A 16,123-nucleotide genomic window follows, 5' to 3' on the forward strand; every position below is an offset into this window, starting at 1 on the left:
AAGCTACTGAAGTTTTACTAACTTACGAGTTCTATAAGGTTCTGTAAGATATAAAAACTCTTTTAAATCATGAGCACTGTTGATCAACATATGTTGCTTAGGTTGTGTTAACTGCCAACTTTCTGTTTCAGCAGTTGCCAAATCGATACGCTGGAAATTAATTGTATCTGCATGCTCCATTGTTACTGCTAATTGCTGGTTACTAACAGATATACCAATAATGTCATTGCTAGCTGCTTGCCAAACAGTTTCTATATTTCCACGGGTATTAACTCGAAACACTTCATTGCTATTTGAGAAGTAGATCTGATCTTGCTCATCTAAATCCATACCATAACAGCTTAAACGTTTCCCTGAGCCTGTGAATGGTGTCAACGTTAAGCTTGTTAAATCGAATTTTGCTGGATGAAACGTCTGTCCATCCTCTGCTCGATACGAAACTAAAATCGCGTCTTCATTGTGATACATTTCTCTCAAATAAAAAGAGTGATTTCCATGAGGTATTGTTTCATAAGTGCCACTGTTTAAATCAATTTTAAACAGTGTATCTTTACTTGCGGTGTAAACCTGCCGTGCGTCTTGGCTCCAAACAATGCCAAATAACTCATGGTTATCAGGGTTAGCAAAAATGCGCGTTTGCTTGCCACTATCGTATAAAAATAATTGTTTTAATCCAAAACGATGAGACTCAAAAACAAATTTCGTTGAGTCTGGCGAAAACACGGGTAGAAAGTCGATTGATGAGGTATCTACGAGTTTGGTCAGAGTGTCAGGGTTAGCACGTGTTTGGCTAACAATATCTACATCAACATTCACTAACTCCATCAAAATGGCTTCAGCGTCTGGTGTGTACTGGGCATCACGAATTATTTGATAATTATTAAATGAAATTAGCTGAAGCTCACCATCAAGATCTAGATTTACAAGCTGATTTCGTTGGCTAATTAATAGCGCTTGATTATTCGGGTGCCAACTTAACCCTTGAATACCGTTTTCTATGATAGCAATAGTTTGTGTTTTTTTACTGGCAAGGTCGAGTACATCAATACGGTATTTATTTTGCCCAGCCTCAATCCCCATCGCGACTTTACTACCATCTTTCGATAACGCATTAACGAGCAACCAATCTTGCTGTGTAGCAGCTAGTAACTGTGTCTTTTGTTTAGATTCTAAGTTAAGTGAAACGAGTCGAGTATCGTTGTTTAGTTTATCTTTTTCTATGTAATAGAGCAGCTTATCAACATGCCAATCGATGTGGTGACTGGTTAAAACGGTGTCATTAAAAACACTCACAGTCGCTTGTTCTAATGGCTGAAATTTAGATAAATCAATGCTTATAGTGTTTAGATGTTGTTTCTGCTCTGTACTTTTCACAAATGCAATCGCATTATCGGAGGTCGACCACCCCAAAGCGTAGTAGCTTGCAGCATCTTCAGTCAGCCTCACTTCTCGCTCAGTCGCAAGCTCTTTAATCCAAATCTGCTGACTTCCTTTATTACCTCGAACAAAAGCAAGGTACTTACCACTGTGTGAAAGTGACAAATTAGCTTCATTTAGTTCACTCGAAGTGAGTGGCATCAACTGAGTAAAGTAAGCAGTATCTTGTTGTTTAGGCACTAGTTGCCACGCAATAGCAATAAAGCTAACTAGTAAAACAAACAGCAACAGAACATGTTGCGCTTTTAATTTTTTGCCTGGCCCCTGTGTTACTTTCTCAAGGCTATAACCGCGCTTAGGGTGTGTAATTATAAACTGTGGGTTCTTGGCATCTTCTTGGAGTGCTTTTCGTAGCAATGCTATACAACGCTGTACCGAACTGGGGTTATAGGTAGCATTAGGCCACACTTTTGCAAAGATTACTTCTTGGCTTACAACTTCACCTTTATTTAAATAAAGGGTATGTAGTACATCCATGACCTTTGGCTCGACTATTTGCTTATAATCTTGCGATGAAATTAAACATCGACTCTCATCAATTGCAAACTTGCCGATTCGATAACGCGCCACTTACTTCTCCAATAAATATTTACGAATCAAAGATTAAGGTTTTCTTAAGAGAAACTCAAGGGTTACTCCATTGTCACTTTGCTCTGGCTATTGGATTGTTTTTGCTATCTCAAAATAGGTAATAAAAACAATGTATAAATATTTATCAACGCTCACTATTTTCATCAGTGCTTTTTTAATTTTTCAAATCCAACCGATGCTTTCAAAGCAACTGCTACCACAATTTGGTGGTGGTGCCTCTATCTGGTCAGCGAGTTTAGTGTTTTATCAAGTCATGTTACTTATTGGCTATTTCTATGCGCATAACATGGGTCGTTTTCATATTAAGTTGCAGGTAGTCATCCATATAGTTTTAGTCACCTTTGCCACACTCATTGTTGTGACAGAGTTTGCAGCCCCAAATCTCACAAATTGGCCGCCTGCGCTTGCGGTGTTTGTTAATTTATTTATAGAAATTGGTCCAATATTTATTCTACTGAGCGCTACCAGCGTACTTTTACAAAGATGGTATGTGCAAACTGCTTCAGCACAGGTGCCTTACCATTGGTATTCCATCTCAAACTTGGGTTCTTTACTGGCGTTAATGAGCTACCCGCTCGTTTATGAATTACTATTTTCTTTAGAGCAGCAAACTACCTACTGGCTATTTGGACTTATCAGCTACTGCTTGTTATTAGCACTTCTAGTAATCTTTTTACTAAAAAAAGCACCCGATTTATCAAGAGAGTCTATTCAGACTAGGCCTGTCACACTATTAAAAGGTAAAGGTCAATGGCTGTTATTAAGTGCCTTAAGCTCAGCCATGTTGGTATCTACCACGCATATGATCAGCACTAATATTCCCCCCATGCCATTACTTTGGTCGTTACCTCTTGTAATTTACTTGCTCACCTTTAGTTATACGTTTACCAACAAAGCAAATTATCAGCGTCATGTTTGGGCATATGCGTTTATATTTTCGGCTTTTGCAGGTCTGCTGATGTTTTATTTTGGCAGCTTATTCAATGCCCTGGCCCAGCTTATAATTTACAGCCTGATTCTATTAACCGCCGGTATGGTCTGTCATGGTGAGCTGAGAAACAAAGCCCCTGAAAACGAGCAATTTACCGTTTTTTATTTTTATATCGCCCTTGGCGGTGTGTTAGGTTCGCTTTTCAGTACGCTCATTGCCCCATTGCTATTTGTCCAGATTGACGAGTATTTACTTACATTAGCGGTTATTTTTAGTTTTGTGTGTTACTACCAAATAAAAGCTAAAACAAAGACAAAACAGCTCAAATTCACTCTCGCAACCAGCTCAGTTACTTGGTTAGCATGCTATTGTTTTTTAGCGGTAAACTTTAACCAATATAACGTTGCGACTAGCCGCAACTTTTATGGCTATTTAGCGGTTAAAGATATAAACACTCAATCAATAAAAGAAAGGCGCTTAATTGACGGCACCACGATTCATGGCTCAGAGCCACTAAATCCAAGCCAACAGTTTGGGCAAAGTTATTACCACCAGCATACTGGTGTCGCTAAATCACTTGCCATACTAAAGCAACACAGCTCACTAAACATTGGCGTGATTGGTTTGGGTGCAGGCGTATTAGCTCGGTTTGCAGACCAACAGGATAGTATTCACTTTTTTGAGTTAAACCCTGCTGTATACGAGATGGCAAAACGTTATTTCTCATATCTTGAAAACAGTGAAGCCAAGCTCACAGTCAGCTTAGGGGATGGTCGTATTGCGCTAAAAAATAATGCAAACGAAGTATTTGATGTCTTAATAATTGATGCGTTTTCAAGTGATGTAATTCCTGCGCATTTGCTAACCCAAGAAGCAATGTCACTTTATTGGCAGAGGCTCAATGAAAATGGCGTATTGATTGTGCATATTTCAAATAATCATATCGACTTACTGCCTGTATTACAGGCACATAGCCAACACTTCAATAAGGCTATGTTAAAGTTTAGCTATCAAGGCCATACCCCATCAGACATAGGCTCAGACTGGGTGGTGCTAACTGATAATCAGGCTTTTTTAAATCGTGTATCTATCAGTGATTTGTCGCCCATTAAACGCTACCCACATAACGAGCTGGCAATGTGGACTGATAGCAAACACAGCCTACTTCCCTTATTAAAATTCTAACAGGCATAAAAAAGCGCGATGATATTATCGCGCTTATTAACTGCGTTTACTTTATTTAAAGCTGCGCTTAAATCGAACCTTTGATTGGTCCATGTTCATGGCTAACATGTGGGTTTTGGCCACGTTGGCGCAATAAGTGATCCATTAAGGTAATCGCCATCATCGCCTCAGCGATAGGAATGGCACGAATACCTACACATGGGTCATGACGTCCTTTAGTGATCATCTCTACCGCTTCGTTACTAGTATTAATGCTGTTGCCCGGTATGGTGATGCTTGAAGTTGGCTTAAGGGCGATTGAGGCAATGATATCTTGCCCTGTCGAGATACCTGCAAGTACACCACCTGCGTGATTTGATGTAAAACCATCTGGGGTTAACTCATCACGGTGCTCAGAGCCTTTTTGCTCAACCACATCAAAGCCATCACCAATCTCAACGCCTTTTACCGCATTAATACTCATTAATGAGTGTGCAAGCTCTGCATCAAGGCGATCAAATACTGGCTCACCAAGACCTACAGGAACATTTTTAGCAACCACTTTAACTTTAGCGCCTACCGAATCGCCTTGTTTTTTTAGGTCACGCATGTATTCATCAAGCGCTTCTAGCTTGCTGGTGTCTGGAAAGAAAAATGCATTGTTTTCCACCTCATCCCAGTTATAGTCTTCGGCTTTGATTGGCCCTAGTTGGCTCAAACATGCTCGAATTTCAATACCATGAAACTGTTTTAAGTATTTTTTCGCAATTGCACCTGCCGCTACACGAATAGCCGTTTCACGGGCTGAGGAGCGACCACCACCTCGGTAATCACGGATGCCGTATTTATGCCAATAGGTATAATCGCCATGACCTGGGCGAAACACTTCAGCGATTTTGCCGTAATCTTTTGAACGCTGATCGGTGTTTTCAATCAGTAAACCAATGCTAGTACCTGTGGTTTTACCTTCGAATACACCAGAAAGTATTTTTACTTCATCACTTTCGCGGCGCTGTGTTGTATAACGACTTTGCCCCGGCTTGCGACGGTCTAAATCAATTTGTAAATCGGCCTCGCTAATTTCAAGACCTGCTGGTGTGCCATCTACAACGCCGCCTAATGCAACGCCGTGGCTCTCACCAAAGGTGGACACTTTAAATAGTTGTCCGATGCTATTACCTGCCATTAACTTTCCTCATTCCTAATGACTACTGAGACCGAGCCCTCAGGCTCGGCTTTTAAAACTTGCTGTTAATCTGCGAAATACTTCACAAGCTGCTGTTTGCTGATTACAAACACGCCAAGGCCACCTTGTTCGAATTCAACCCACTCAAATGGTGCACCCGGGTACAGCGCTTCCATATGTACCATAGAGTTACCAACTTCGACAAATAACAAACCGTTATCAGTTAGATGCTCTGCGGCTTCCGCTAAAATGGTACGAGTCACATCAAGACCATCATGTCCCGATGCTAAACCAAGCTCTGGCTCGTGATGGAATTCACGTGGTAAATCAGCCATATCTTCAGCATCAACATAAGGTGGGTTAGCTACGATCAGATCGTACTTTTGACCCGGAACACCACTAAACACGTCTGACTGAATTGGCAGTACGCGGTCATTCAGCATGTAATCGCTAATATTAATATCAGCAACTTCTAGCGCCTCGTAAGAAATATCAACCGCATCAACCTGTGCATCTTCAAATGCTTGTGCAAGGGCAATGGCAATACATGCTGAGCCAGTGCATAAATCAAGAATGCGCGTTACCGACTCTGGCTCTTCTAACCAAGGAGCAAAACGATTATTAATTAGCTCTGCAAATGGTGAGCGAGGGATTAACACACGCTCATCAACATAAAACGGCATACCTGCAAACCACGCGATGTTGGTCAGGTATGGTACTGGCGTACAATCATTAATACGCTCTGCAATTAGTTCAGCTAAACGGCTTTTCTCGGTGCTGGTTAAACGCGCATGCATTAGCTCTTTAGGTGCATCGATTGGCAAGCTTAGTGCAGGTAATAAAAGGCTAACTGCTTCATCCCATGCGTTGTCTGTGCCGTGCCCAAAGAAAATACCACTGCTGGCGAATTGACTGGTTGTCCAACGTAACCAATCATGCAACGTTGAAAGTTCTGCAATTGCCTCGTCTAAAATTGCGTCTTCTATCTGGAAATGGTTCATGTATGTTCCTTAACTTTCAAAGTCTGTTCTGACGCGTATTGTACCGTCTTTTCAGTTGGTTTTTACTCGATTTTTAGCGTTTTTTTGTTTAGACTGCCGCCATGAAAAAAGATCCCCACGCCAACAATCACATTAGCACTGACGATATTGACTTATTTCGTCAGAGTATCAGTGGTGCCAAAGCATTTAAACAAGACACTATTCGATTCACCAATAAGCCTAAAGTGTCACAAGCGAAACAATTTTCCCAGCAAAAAAAGCAACATCAGGCAGAATTTTTCTTTTCTGATGAATATGTACCAGACATAGATACTCATGGAACTGTGAGTTATGTCAAACCTGGTCATGATAGCTATTTGGCAAAGCAACTTCGTCGTGGAGATTACCCACCTGATTTAACCCTTGATTTACATGGCTTAAATAAAGAATTAGCCAAAGATGAGCTGGCTGGTTTAATTCATGAGTGTAAAAAGCAGCATTACTATTGTGCCTGTGTCGTGCATGGCATTGGTGAACGCATACTCAAACACAAAGTGCCGCAATATTTAGTACAACACCCTGATGTGATTGCTATGCACCAAGCACCTCTTGAATTTGGCGGTAAAGGTGCTGTGCTTATTTTAATTAACCTTCCACAAAGTGATGAATTCAGACGCTAACGTCTTCTTGTCATAAGGCTTAATGTGCATATTTTTTCGATTATCTTTCCACTGATTTTTATCGTGTTAAGTGGTTATATCAGTTCTCGTAGCAGGTTTTTATCGAAAGAACATATAGCAGGGTTAAGTAAGTTCACTTTTTATATTAGCGTGCCAGCGTTTCTATTTTTAAATATGGCACAAGCCGATTTACAAAGTAGTGTTTCTGTTGCGGGCTTTTTAAGTTTTTACTTTCCAGTATTGGCTATTTACGCCCTTGGCTATGTTATTGACCGCTATTTCATTAAGAAACAATCTGCAGCATCACATCACGCAGTTTTTGCCCTTGGCAGTAGTTATTCAAATACAGTGCTGGTAGGTTTGCCAATTATTATTGCGGCACTTGGCGAGCAAATGGTCGGTATTGTGTTTATGATCATTACTTTTCATAGTGCACTTTTGTTTACACTAACCTTTTTACTTAGTGCTAAATCGCAGCAGTCTTTTTCTTGGCGAGCATTTGCTAAAAACATGCTGCTGAACCCTGTGGTGTTAAGTATCAGTAGCGGCCTTGCTGTTAACTTACTTGGTTTTACACTTTTTGATGATTTAGCAAATGGCCTCACCCTACTTGCCAAACCTGCCATTGCCTGTGCGTTATTCGTATTAGGAGCAAACCTTGCGTTTTATAAGGTGTCAGACAACTTACAAGCATCACTCATCGCAACCATCATCAAGCTTGCCGTGTTACCGTGCGGAGTCTACTTTTTTGCCAACTACGTCTTTCATCTAGAACAATCGTTACTAAACGTGCTGGTACTTTTGAGCGCTTCTCCTTTAGGTGTAAACGCCTATCTAATCGCTAATCAAATTAAGCAACATCAAGCAACACTCGCAAGTGCTGTGGTGCTCTCAACGGTATTAAGTGTTGTAAGCTTTAGTGTTTGGTTAAGTATTTTACTTTAGTTTTATAAGCCACCTGATACATCTATAAAACTGCCGGTTGTGAATGATGCTTGCTCACTTGCCAAAAAGTAAATTGCTGAGGCGACCTCGTCAGCTTCACCACCTCGCCCTAGCGGTAACTTAGATTTTAACCTATTAACTCGGTTTGCTTCACCGCCATCGCGGTGCATATCGGTATAAATAAGGCCTGGCCTTACCGCGTTTACCCGAATAGCTTTACTGGCGACTTCTTTAGCAAGGCCGATCGTGAAAGTATCAAGCGCTCCTTTAGATGCAGCATAATCTAAATATTCATTTGGCGAGCCTGTGCGCGACGCACCTGATGAAACATTCACAATACTGCCTTTATTCATACGCTTAATTGCTTCTCGTGCACACAAAAATGCGCCTGTAACATTGCAACTTAAAATGGCGTTAATGCGCTTTGCATCCATCTCTAAAAGCGGCATTTGCGGCATCATCATTGCTGCATTGTTAACCAGTACATCTAAACGTGGTGCCCAAGTATCAAGCTTCGCAAACATTGCCTTCACTTGCTGCTCATCAGCAACATCGGCTTGTATAGTAAACGCTTTAACGCCCAGTTTTTCTATTTCTTTGGCAACTTGCAAAGCACTGTGCTGATCCGACTTATAGTTGATACATACATCATAACCATGCTTGGCAAATAACTTTGCCGTTGCTGCGCCTATACCACGGCCGCCCCCGGTAATAAAAACCACAGGATTCGAACTCATTCTGATTCCTTGAAAACTAACTTAAACTGCTCACACACCAATGGCATATCAGGATGACATTGATAATCCGTACCTGCTAGCTCTCGCTGATAATAATCCCAATGCACACGCTGCCAGTATGCAAGACTTTTGTCGCCCTCGCCTTCTAATGCAGCGTAATCTGCACTTATTTGATTATATGGGATGATGGTCACTGAGACAGTTTCAATAATGCCTAAGGGCTGTCCGTGCCAATTGGTAAAAATGGCTAAATCACCGACCTCAGGAAGAGCCTCATTATTTGCTTCGAACCAATATAATGAAGGGGTTGTTGCTTGCTTTTCGCCACTTAAAACCAGCAATGCGCAGTCATTGGCATCTTGCTCATTATCGCAAAAATGCCAACTCGGTAGTTCAATAATTGCGCGTCCTGATTGCTCGTTAAATCGAGCAATCAAATGCGCTTTACACCGTTCGTTACTTAACTGCTGCAACAACAGAAATCTCTACGAGCAGAACATCACGCGCCATTTTTGCCTCAACACAAGCGCGAGCTGGAGCATGCCCTTGAGGTACCCATGCATCCCAAACTGCATTCATCGCTGCAAAGTCTTCCATGCTTTTTAAATAGATGGTGGCGCTTAGCATATGCTCTTTGCTACTACCCGCTTCAGTAAGTAAAGCTTCTACCTTATCGAGCATAGTTTGAGTTTGTTCGGTGATATCTTTTTCAGCATCAGCACAAACTTGTCCGCATAGGTATACTGTGCCGTTATGCTTGACGATGCGGCTCATACGCGCACCGGTTTGTAAACGTTCGATTGTCATAGTAAGAACTTGAAAAATTAACAGTGGCGCTAATTTAGCAAATCCACTGTTAGATTTCGACGTTATTTGGCGAGTGAATACTGAGGTAGTGGCTGCGCTGTTTGTGTTCATCATATTCGATAACTGCAACCGCGCCTGTATTGAAAATAGGCATATGACCTGGACTTAACTGATCAACTAAATAGCTAACAATTGGCATATGGGCAACGATTAACCAGGTGTTGCATTGTGGATGCATAGCAATCAGAGTTTCCAAGTAATCAGCAGCAATTTGTGGAACACCATCAGGGGTAATATCGCTGCAAGTTTCATTAAATTTTAACGAAATATGTTGTGTAGCATCAGCAGCCGTTTGTTGTGCACGAATGTAAGGACTCACCAACAAGGCATCGGGTTTATGATAGGTTGCTAACCACTGCCCCATACGACTGGCTTCATAGTGACCGGTCTCGGTAAGTTGTCTTGCTGCATCATCTGCTTGCATTGGCGTAGCTTCGCCATGGCGCATGATTAAGATTGTTTTCATAAAAAATCAACCGATTAAAGAATATAAAACAGTAGCCAGTTTGCTTGATTGTCCGCTATATTAGAATATCATCACTAGATACATTAAACATCCGCTTATGATATTCAGGTAGATTTTCGTAGCTCTGTCTTTTTTAGCTTTCCTGAAAATATCATCTGTTGTTAGGACATTAACGCACTCTTTCAGGAGCATCTTTTGAATATCAGCCGCAATGATAACAGAACATATCAACCCCTAACACTGGACAATGGTCTAAAAGTACTTTTAGTGCAAGACTTAGAATCAACAAAATCAGCGGCTTCTATGGCTATCAACGCAGGCCATTTTGACGATCCTCTTGATAGACAAGGCCTTGCACATTTTTTGGAACATATGCTTTTTTTAGGCACAGACCTGTACCCGGAGTCGGGTGGTTTTTCTAATTTTGTATCACAATCTGGTGGCAACACTAACGCGTGGACAGGCACAGAGCACACATGCTACTTCTTTGATATTAAAAACCAACAGTTTGCTGAAGCATTAGCACAATTTAGCCGTTTCTTCATAGCACCGTTACTAAACCCTAAAGAAACAACTAAAGAGCGTAATGCCATAGATGCTGAGTTTAAGCTAAAAATAAAAGATGATGGCCGACGCATCTATCAGGCTCACAAAGAAACAGTCAATCCAGCCCACCCTTTTGCAAAGTTCTCGGTCGGTAACCAGCAAACCCTCGCTGATCGTGAAGGCTGCATAAGTGATGAGTTACGTGCTTTTTTCGATAGCCATTATCAAGCTCAGTGGATGACACTTGTGATATGTAGCAATGAAGATATTGCGACAATGACTGCTTGGGTAAAACAGTTTTTCAGCGAAATTAAAGGTCAACCAAAAAGCAAAGAGATCATAGAACAGCCACTTTACCGTAAACAAGACTTAGGTAAGGTGTTACACATTGAACCACATAAACATATGCAAAAGCTGATCATTAGCTTTGCAATGCCTAATATTGACGACTTTTATCGTCACAAAACCGTTAGTTTTATTGCTCACCTACTCGGTTACGAAGGCAAAGGATCACTGTACTCTATTTTAAAAGAGCAAGGCTGGATAAATGCCCTTTCTGCAGGTGGGGGCATTAACGGTAGTAACTTTAAAGACTTTAACATCAGCATGGCTTTAACTGATGAAGGTATTGAGTACTATGAAGATATCGTAGAGGTGGTGTTTGAGTATATCTGTTTAATAAACCAAAACTGCGATAAATTGCCACGTCTTTATCAAGATAAAAAGAATCTCTTACAAATTGCCTTTGATAACCAAGAAAAAGCTCGCTTAATTGATTGGGTTAGTAATTTAAGCATAAATATGCAGCATTACGATGAAGCTAATTATGTACAAGGCGATTATTTAATGGACGGCTTTAACCGTTGCGCTCACGAAATTGCCATGCAATGGCTCACACCTGACAATATGCGCTTGGTCTTAATTCATCCAGGTGTAGAACCAGAGCACACCACAGCTTGGTACAACACCCCCTATAAAGTGGAAGATATCTCGACAAGTTGGTTAGAAGCACTCAGTGAAATTAACACGCCATTGCCACAGATGTGCTTACCAAGTGCTAATCCATACCTCACTAAAGATGTTGAACTACTGCCATTAGAGAAACCAACTAGATCGCCTGAATTGCTAGTCAAAAAAGAAGGCTTTGACTTTTGGTTTAAACAAGATGCTACTTTTCGAGTGGCTAAAGGGCATTTTTACTTAGCGATGGACTCAACCTTTGCCATTAAAGATGTTAAACATATGGCCCTCACTCGTTTGTTTGCAGACTTGTTTATGGACAGTGTTGCTGAGCAATTTTATCCGGCAGAACTGGCAGGCCTTAGTTATCACTTAACATCTCACCAAGGCGGCTTGACCTTGCATACCGCAGGTCTTTCATCGAGCCAGTTAGAGCTAGTTAACGAATTACTTGAAGCTCTATTTAATGTTGAGATATGTGCAAAACGCTTTGCTGAATATAAAAAACAACTAGTTAGACACTGGCGAAACAGCAATCAAAACAAGCCTGTTAGTGAATTATTTAGTATTTTGGGTGCGCAAGTTATGCCGTGGAACCCAGAGCCTAACGCGCTCGCACAGGCTTTAAAGGATACTAGCTTTCATCAATTCAATTGCTTTAGAAATGAGTTTTTTAAAGCTTTGCATGTTGAATGTTTTTTACATGGTAACTGGCAACGAAGTGATGCGCTTAAGTTTCAAAAGCAAATTACTGAACACTTGTCTGGTAGCACCACTATCATTGATTTAACGCGACCACTTAATAATATTACCGAAGTGGAGCAACAGCGCTTCACGTTAAATTGTAGTGATCATGCGATGGTACTTTACTATCAAGCTCAAACTGATAACACCACCGAAAAAGTGCAAATGATGGTACTTAATCACCTGATAAATCAAGACTACTTTAATGAATTAAGAACCAAGCAACAACTAGGCTATTTAGTCGGTGCTGGCTATGCACCTTTTAACACACGCGCTGGTATCGCTTTTTATGTTCAGTCACCTAAACATAGTGCTGATGAGATTCTTCAACGTCACCAACAATTTATTAATAATTATGTGTCGCAAATAAATAACATATCTGAGCAGCAGTGGCTCGACACCAAAGCAGGTCTTGTCACTCACATCGCTGAAAAAGATAAAAATTTACGCTTACGTTCGCAGCGTCTATGGCTAGCTATAGGCAATCGCGATACAGAGTTTAATATGCAACAGCAGCTTTTAGAGGCGCTTGATAAGTTAAGCCTAACCCAAATGCAGCAATATATTGCCGTAACGTTTAGTGACAACAGGCCAAGAATAGAACTTTTAAGCGAACCTAAGGACAAAAAACAGCCAAAAGCAACACTTTCTTCGCATTCTCTTTGACTCGAACGCGAGCTTAGATTAGATTAATTGTTGCGAATTACGGTAATGCATTAATGATAAAAATAATAAAAATGATTTCTGCTTTTTTAACAATAACTATGACTGGGATTTTTTCAGCATCCGCTAGTCCTATAGAGCTTGAACAGAGCACATTGCTGCTTATCCCAAGCGCTATTATGATGCTATTATTGCCGTACCTATTATTTGTCATTTTTAAATTGAAGCGCTCTCGAAAGCAACTGCGTATTTCAGAACATCGCTTAAAAAGTACCGTAGAAGGCAGTGGCGACACCCTCTGGGATTGGAATATTAAAACCGGAGAAGTGTTACGAATTAATGATAAATACACTTCAGATACTAATAATAGCAGCGGCTTCCCCCCTAACCGCGAACATATCCACCCTCACGATTTACAACACGTCGAAAAAGCTCTTAAAAAACACTTTGCCGAACATACCGCCTTTTTTGAAGCGAGTTATCGCATTAAAGACACCCTAGGTCGTTGGCATTGGGTTCTAGATCGCGGCAAGATCATAGAAAAAGACGCAAACCTAAACCCTTTGCGAATGACAGGAACTGTGCGAGATATTTCTCAGCTCAAATCAACGGAAGCACGATTAAACCTATTTGCTAAATGCGTTGAGTCATTAACTGATGCTATCGCTATTTACGATAAAAACTTCAAGCTGGTTGACTTAAATCCAAGCTTCTTAACTTTGTTTGGTGGTAGCCGCGAACAATACTTAAAGAAAGAATTTACCCTAAATGGCTACGATCAAAGCTATGTAGATGAAATTAAAGCCACTGTAAAAGCGACAGAACACTGGCAGCAAGAGGTAAAACTTCGCAATGCGAAGAGGCAGCTGTTACCGATTGAAATTTCAATTGATGAGATTAAAAATGAGCACAATCAAATTTGCAACTATGTAGTTGTTTTTTCAGATCAAACTGAGCGTAAAAAAGCCGAATCACAATTACATAATTTATCGAACCGTGACCGCACAACGGGCTTACCAAACAGAAACTTGTTTTTCACAAACTTGAAGAAGCTCGCTAAACAAGATAATCATCACGCTTTATTAGTCTTCGACTTAGATAACTTCAAAAAGATCAACGACTCACTCGGTCATCAACTCGGTGATAGTTTGCTATCTAAGCTTGCGATGCGTTTGAATAAGTTAACCCGTGAAAAAGATGTGTTCTATCGCCTAGGGGGAGACGAATTTGCACTGGTAATGTCCGGAACTAACGATATTCATACCATTACTCGTATGGCTAAACTTTTTTTAGCGGCAATTGCCACACCGTTTAATATGGCTGGCCATGAACTTGTGATCACCTCAAGTGTGGGTATTGTGCTGTTTCCTGAGGATGGGAATACCCCAGAGTTATTGCTTAAAAATGCCGATACAGCCATGTATCACGCTAAGAAAAAAGGTAATAGCTACCTGTTTTTCAATGACACTATGAACCGTGAAGCAGTTAAACGCCTACAAATCGAAAACTTGATGCGCTACGGCCTAAAAGAAGATCACTTCGAAGTCTACTATCAACCGAAAATGAACATTCGCACAGGTAAGCTAGATGGTATGGAAGCACTGGTGCGTTTCATTACCCCAAAAAAAGGCGTGATCAGTCCAGGTGTGTTTATACCGATTGCTGAAGAAACTGGGCAAATTATCGAAATTGGTGAAGTTGTCTTAAACAAGGCATGCCGAGACGTAAAAGCATGGATTGATCAAGGCTTATTTAATGGTCGTGTCGCGGTGAATTTATCGGCTAAACAGTTTAGCTTGCCTGATTTAACCACCCGTATTGATGTAATATTACAAAAGAATGAACTGCCCTCTTACTTCCTTGAGCTTGAGATCACAGAAGGCACCGTAATGGATGATCCAAACGAAGCTATTGCCGTAATGCGTTCACTCAGCGCCCGTGGTATACACCTTGCAATGGATGACTTTGGTACGGGTTATTCATCATTAGCGTACCTAAAACAGTTTCCGCTTAATACCTTGAAAGTCGATAAAGCCTTTATTGACGATATGCAATCTGAACGAGGCCGCAATATGGTCGACTCTATTGTGACAATTGCTCATAACCTTGATTTACATGTGGTTGCAGAAGGTGTGGAACAAGCTGAACAAATAGCTATGTTAGAACAGTTAAAGTGTCAGACAATACAAGGCTACTATTATTCTAAGCCATTATCTCAGCCAGAATTTACCGCATTCTTGCAAAAGCAACTTGATAAGTCAGCGCCGAGTCTATTAAAAACCGTAAAAGCTTAAGGTCGCCAGCCACATGACTTGCGGCCAACATGGCGTACAAATGCGCGGCGATAGTGCACATTAAACAAACACCAAGCTACGGGCCCCAGCACACCACCTAACAGCATCCAACGTTTCACTGGCATCCCTTTAGAAAGAGACTCTAAATACATAACCACTATAAAAATACAGCTCAAAAATATAAATAGCACAAAGCACCTCATTAAAATCAGCGGCAGTGTACATAATTTCATCAAGCATTGAAACTTCACGCATGCTATAGCCTCTATAAGGCCTATTTATGCTCGCTTTAATACTCTTTAGCTTTGTCATCTAGGTTATTGAAACAATGTACAAAAACCAACCATTTTGCTATTATAGGGACGTGCGGTTAGCACAAAGGAATATACAAAAATAATCATGAGGAATCGTTATGTCTGAAGAATCAGCTAACATTTATGCAACGCCAGAAGCCGAACTTACTCAACAAAATAATGGCGGAAATAAACCAATTTTGAATTTTGATCGTTTCTCAGCTTGGGGCGTGTTTTTTTTAAGTCTTATCACATTGGGAATTTACTCAATATATTGGCTTGTAAGCCGAACAAATAAGGCAAACATGCTTGCTAAACATAAAGTAAACCAAAACTTAGTTTATGGTTATATTGTACTTTATGTAATCAACTTTGCTTTAGCATTTACAGCTATTCCAGAAGTAATATCTTCTATCTTTTCAATCATTACTTTTATTGTTGGTCTAGTATTCATTTTCTCCTTAAGAACTTCACTTCAAGAGCTTATTAATGAAGGCAGCAATGAACCTGTGCACTTAAGTGGCATACTTACATTTTTCTTTTATGCTATTTATTTCCAATACAAAATTAATGAAGCTATTGATAATCAGAAATAACCATTTCGTTATCTAATAAAAAAGGCATTGAATTCAATGCCTT

The 16,123-nt window shown here is 40.5% G+C and carries 15 protein-coding genes; 6 read left to right on the plus strand and 9 right to left on the minus strand.

All coding sequences use genetic code 11. The annotated features are described in order from the left end of the window. Positions 1–3: 3 nt before the first annotated feature. Positions 4–2,007 carry a winged helix-turn-helix domain-containing protein gene (locus EVU92_RS15680; protein ID WP_130051997.1) on the minus strand — a complete coding sequence of 668 codons (2,004 nt, stop codon included), beginning with the start codon at positions 2,005–2,007 and terminating at the stop codon, positions 4–6. Between the two features lie 130 nt (positions 2,008–2,137). Here EVU92_RS15680 and EVU92_RS15685 point away from each other — a divergent pair, with 130 nt between their 5' ends. Next, complete coding sequence (locus EVU92_RS15685) at positions 2,138–4,144, plus strand: fused MFS/spermidine synthase (protein ID WP_130051998.1); 2,007 nt, start codon at positions 2,138–2,140, stop codon at positions 4,142–4,144. A 67-nt stretch (positions 4,145–4,211) separates the two neighbouring features. Here the strand turns inward: EVU92_RS15685 and aroC are convergent, their stop codons facing one another. Further along, the gene (gene aroC / locus EVU92_RS15690) at positions 4,212–5,309 is read right to left on the minus strand and encodes a chorismate synthase (protein ID WP_130051999.1); all 1,098 of its coding nucleotides are present in this window, start codon (positions 5,307–5,309) and stop codon (positions 4,212–4,214) included. A gap of 65 nt (positions 5,310–5,374) precedes the next feature. Then, complete coding sequence (gene prmB, locus EVU92_RS15695) at positions 5,375–6,310, minus strand: 50S ribosomal protein L3 N(5)-glutamine methyltransferase (protein WP_130052000.1); 936 nt, start codon at positions 6,308–6,310, stop codon at positions 5,375–5,377. Positions 6,311–6,411: 101 nt separating this feature from the next. On the opposite strand from prmB, the gene smrB reads away from it, so the two are divergent. Both smrB and EVU92_RS15705 read left to right on the plus strand, forming a co-directional pair. Further along, the gene (gene smrB / locus EVU92_RS15700; protein WP_130052001.1) at positions 6,412–6,969 is read left to right on the plus strand and encodes an endonuclease SmrB; all 558 of its coding nucleotides are present in this window, start codon (positions 6,412–6,414) and stop codon (positions 6,967–6,969) included. A 24-nt stretch (positions 6,970–6,993) separates the two neighbouring features. After that, positions 6,994–7,914, plus strand: coding sequence for an AEC family transporter (locus EVU92_RS15705; RefSeq protein WP_130052002.1), 921 nt, complete (start codon positions 6,994–6,996; stop codon positions 7,912–7,914). Positions 7,915–7,916: 2 nt separating this feature from the next. Here the strand turns inward: EVU92_RS15705 and EVU92_RS15710 are convergent, their stop codons facing one another. From EVU92_RS15710 to sixA, 4 genes are read right to left on the minus strand one after another with little or no spacing between them, the layout of a single operon-like run. Beyond that, positions 7,917–8,651 carry an SDR family oxidoreductase gene (locus EVU92_RS15710; protein WP_130052003.1) on the minus strand — a complete coding sequence of 245 codons (735 nt, stop codon included), beginning with the start codon at positions 8,649–8,651 and terminating at the stop codon, positions 7,917–7,919. Next, complete coding sequence (locus EVU92_RS15715) at positions 8,648–9,124, minus strand: ASCH domain-containing protein (protein WP_168990028.1); 477 nt, start codon at positions 9,122–9,124, stop codon at positions 8,648–8,650. Before EVU92_RS15715 ends, EVU92_RS15710 begins: the two co-directional genes overlap by 4 nt. Continuing rightward, entirely contained in the window at positions 9,108–9,458 is a 351-nt protein-coding gene (locus EVU92_RS15720; RefSeq protein ID WP_130052005.1) for a RidA family protein, read from the minus strand. Before EVU92_RS15720 ends, EVU92_RS15715 begins: the two co-directional genes overlap by 17 nt. A 49-nt stretch (positions 9,459–9,507) precedes the next feature. Continuing rightward, positions 9,508–9,984, minus strand: a complete 477-nt coding sequence (gene sixA, locus EVU92_RS15725; RefSeq protein WP_130052006.1) for a phosphohistidine phosphatase SixA — start codon at positions 9,982–9,984, stop codon at positions 9,508–9,510. Positions 9,985–10,179: 195 nt separating this feature from the next. Between sixA and EVU92_RS15730 the strand changes: the two genes are divergently transcribed. Both EVU92_RS15730 and EVU92_RS15735 read left to right on the plus strand, forming a co-directional pair. Further along, positions 10,180–12,900 (plus strand): insulinase family protein, encoded by a 2,721-nt coding sequence (locus EVU92_RS15730; RefSeq protein ID WP_130052007.1) that lies wholly within the window; start codon positions 10,180–10,182, stop codon positions 12,898–12,900. Positions 12,901–12,998: 98 nt separating this feature from the next. Continuing rightward, positions 12,999–15,191: an EAL domain-containing protein gene (locus tag EVU92_RS15735; protein ID WP_254869091.1), complete on the plus strand. Its 2,193-nt coding sequence runs from the start codon at positions 12,999–13,001 to the stop codon at positions 15,189–15,191. Here EVU92_RS15735 and EVU92_RS21845 read toward each other — a convergent pair. Both EVU92_RS21845 and EVU92_RS21850 read right to left on the minus strand, forming a co-directional pair. After that, complete coding sequence (locus EVU92_RS21845; protein WP_256854814.1) at positions 15,188–15,310, minus strand: hypothetical protein; 123 nt, start codon at positions 15,308–15,310, stop codon at positions 15,188–15,190. The genes EVU92_RS15735 and EVU92_RS21845 overlap by 4 nt on opposite strands. Positions 15,311–15,320: 10 nt before the next feature. Continuing rightward, a complete protein-coding gene (locus EVU92_RS21850) occupies positions 15,321–15,446 on the minus strand; it encodes a hypothetical protein (protein ID WP_256854756.1) in 126 nt (41 codons plus the stop codon). A gap of 157 nt (positions 15,447–15,603) precedes the next feature. Here EVU92_RS21850 and EVU92_RS15745 point away from each other — a divergent pair, with 157 nt between their 5' ends. Further along, a complete protein-coding gene (locus tag EVU92_RS15745) occupies positions 15,604–16,080 on the plus strand; it encodes a DUF4234 domain-containing protein (RefSeq protein ID WP_130052010.1) in 477 nt (158 codons plus the stop codon). Positions 16,081–16,123 lie beyond the last annotated feature (43 nt).

The organism is Pseudoalteromonas sp. MEBiC 03485 (genome assembly GCF_004195145.1).
Classification (GTDB): domain Bacteria; phylum Pseudomonadota; class Gammaproteobacteria; order Enterobacterales; family Alteromonadaceae; genus Pseudoalteromonas; species Pseudoalteromonas apostichopi.

What these genes read in the sequence shown, in the direction of transcription:
- EVU92_RS15685 (WP_130051998.1), top strand. Translation starts at nt 2,138, where the DNA reads ATGTATAAATATTTATCAACGCTCACTATTTTCATCAGTGCTTTTTTA.
- EVU92_RS15710 (WP_130052003.1), bottom strand. Translation starts at nt 8,651, where the DNA reads ATGAGTTCGAATCCTGTGGTTTTTATTACCGGGGGCGGCCGTGGTATA.
- aroC (WP_130051999.1), bottom strand. Translation starts at nt 5,309, where the DNA reads ATGGCAGGTAATAGCATCGGACAACTATTTAAAGTGTCCACCTTTGGT.
- sixA (WP_130052006.1), bottom strand. Translation starts at nt 9,984, where the DNA reads ATGAAAACAATCTTAATCATGCGCCATGGCGAAGCTACGCCAATGCAA.
- smrB (WP_130052001.1), top strand. Translation starts at nt 6,412, where the DNA reads ATGAAAAAAGATCCCCACGCCAACAATCACATTAGCACTGACGATATT.
- EVU92_RS15735 (WP_254869091.1), top strand. Translation starts at nt 12,999, where the DNA reads ATGACTGGGATTTTTTCAGCATCCGCTAGTCCTATAGAGCTTGAACAG.
- EVU92_RS15745 (WP_130052010.1), top strand. Translation starts at nt 15,604, where the DNA reads ATGTCTGAAGAATCAGCTAACATTTATGCAACGCCAGAAGCCGAACTT.
- EVU92_RS15720 (WP_130052005.1), bottom strand. Translation starts at nt 9,458, where the DNA reads ATGACAATCGAACGTTTACAAACCGGTGCGCGTATGAGCCGCATCGTC.
- prmB (WP_130052000.1), bottom strand. Translation starts at nt 6,310, where the DNA reads ATGAACCATTTCCAGATAGAAGACGCAATTTTAGACGAGGCAATTGCA.
- EVU92_RS21850 (WP_256854756.1), bottom strand. Translation starts at nt 15,446, where the DNA reads ATGCGTGAAGTTTCAATGCTTGATGAAATTATGTACACTGCCGCTGAT.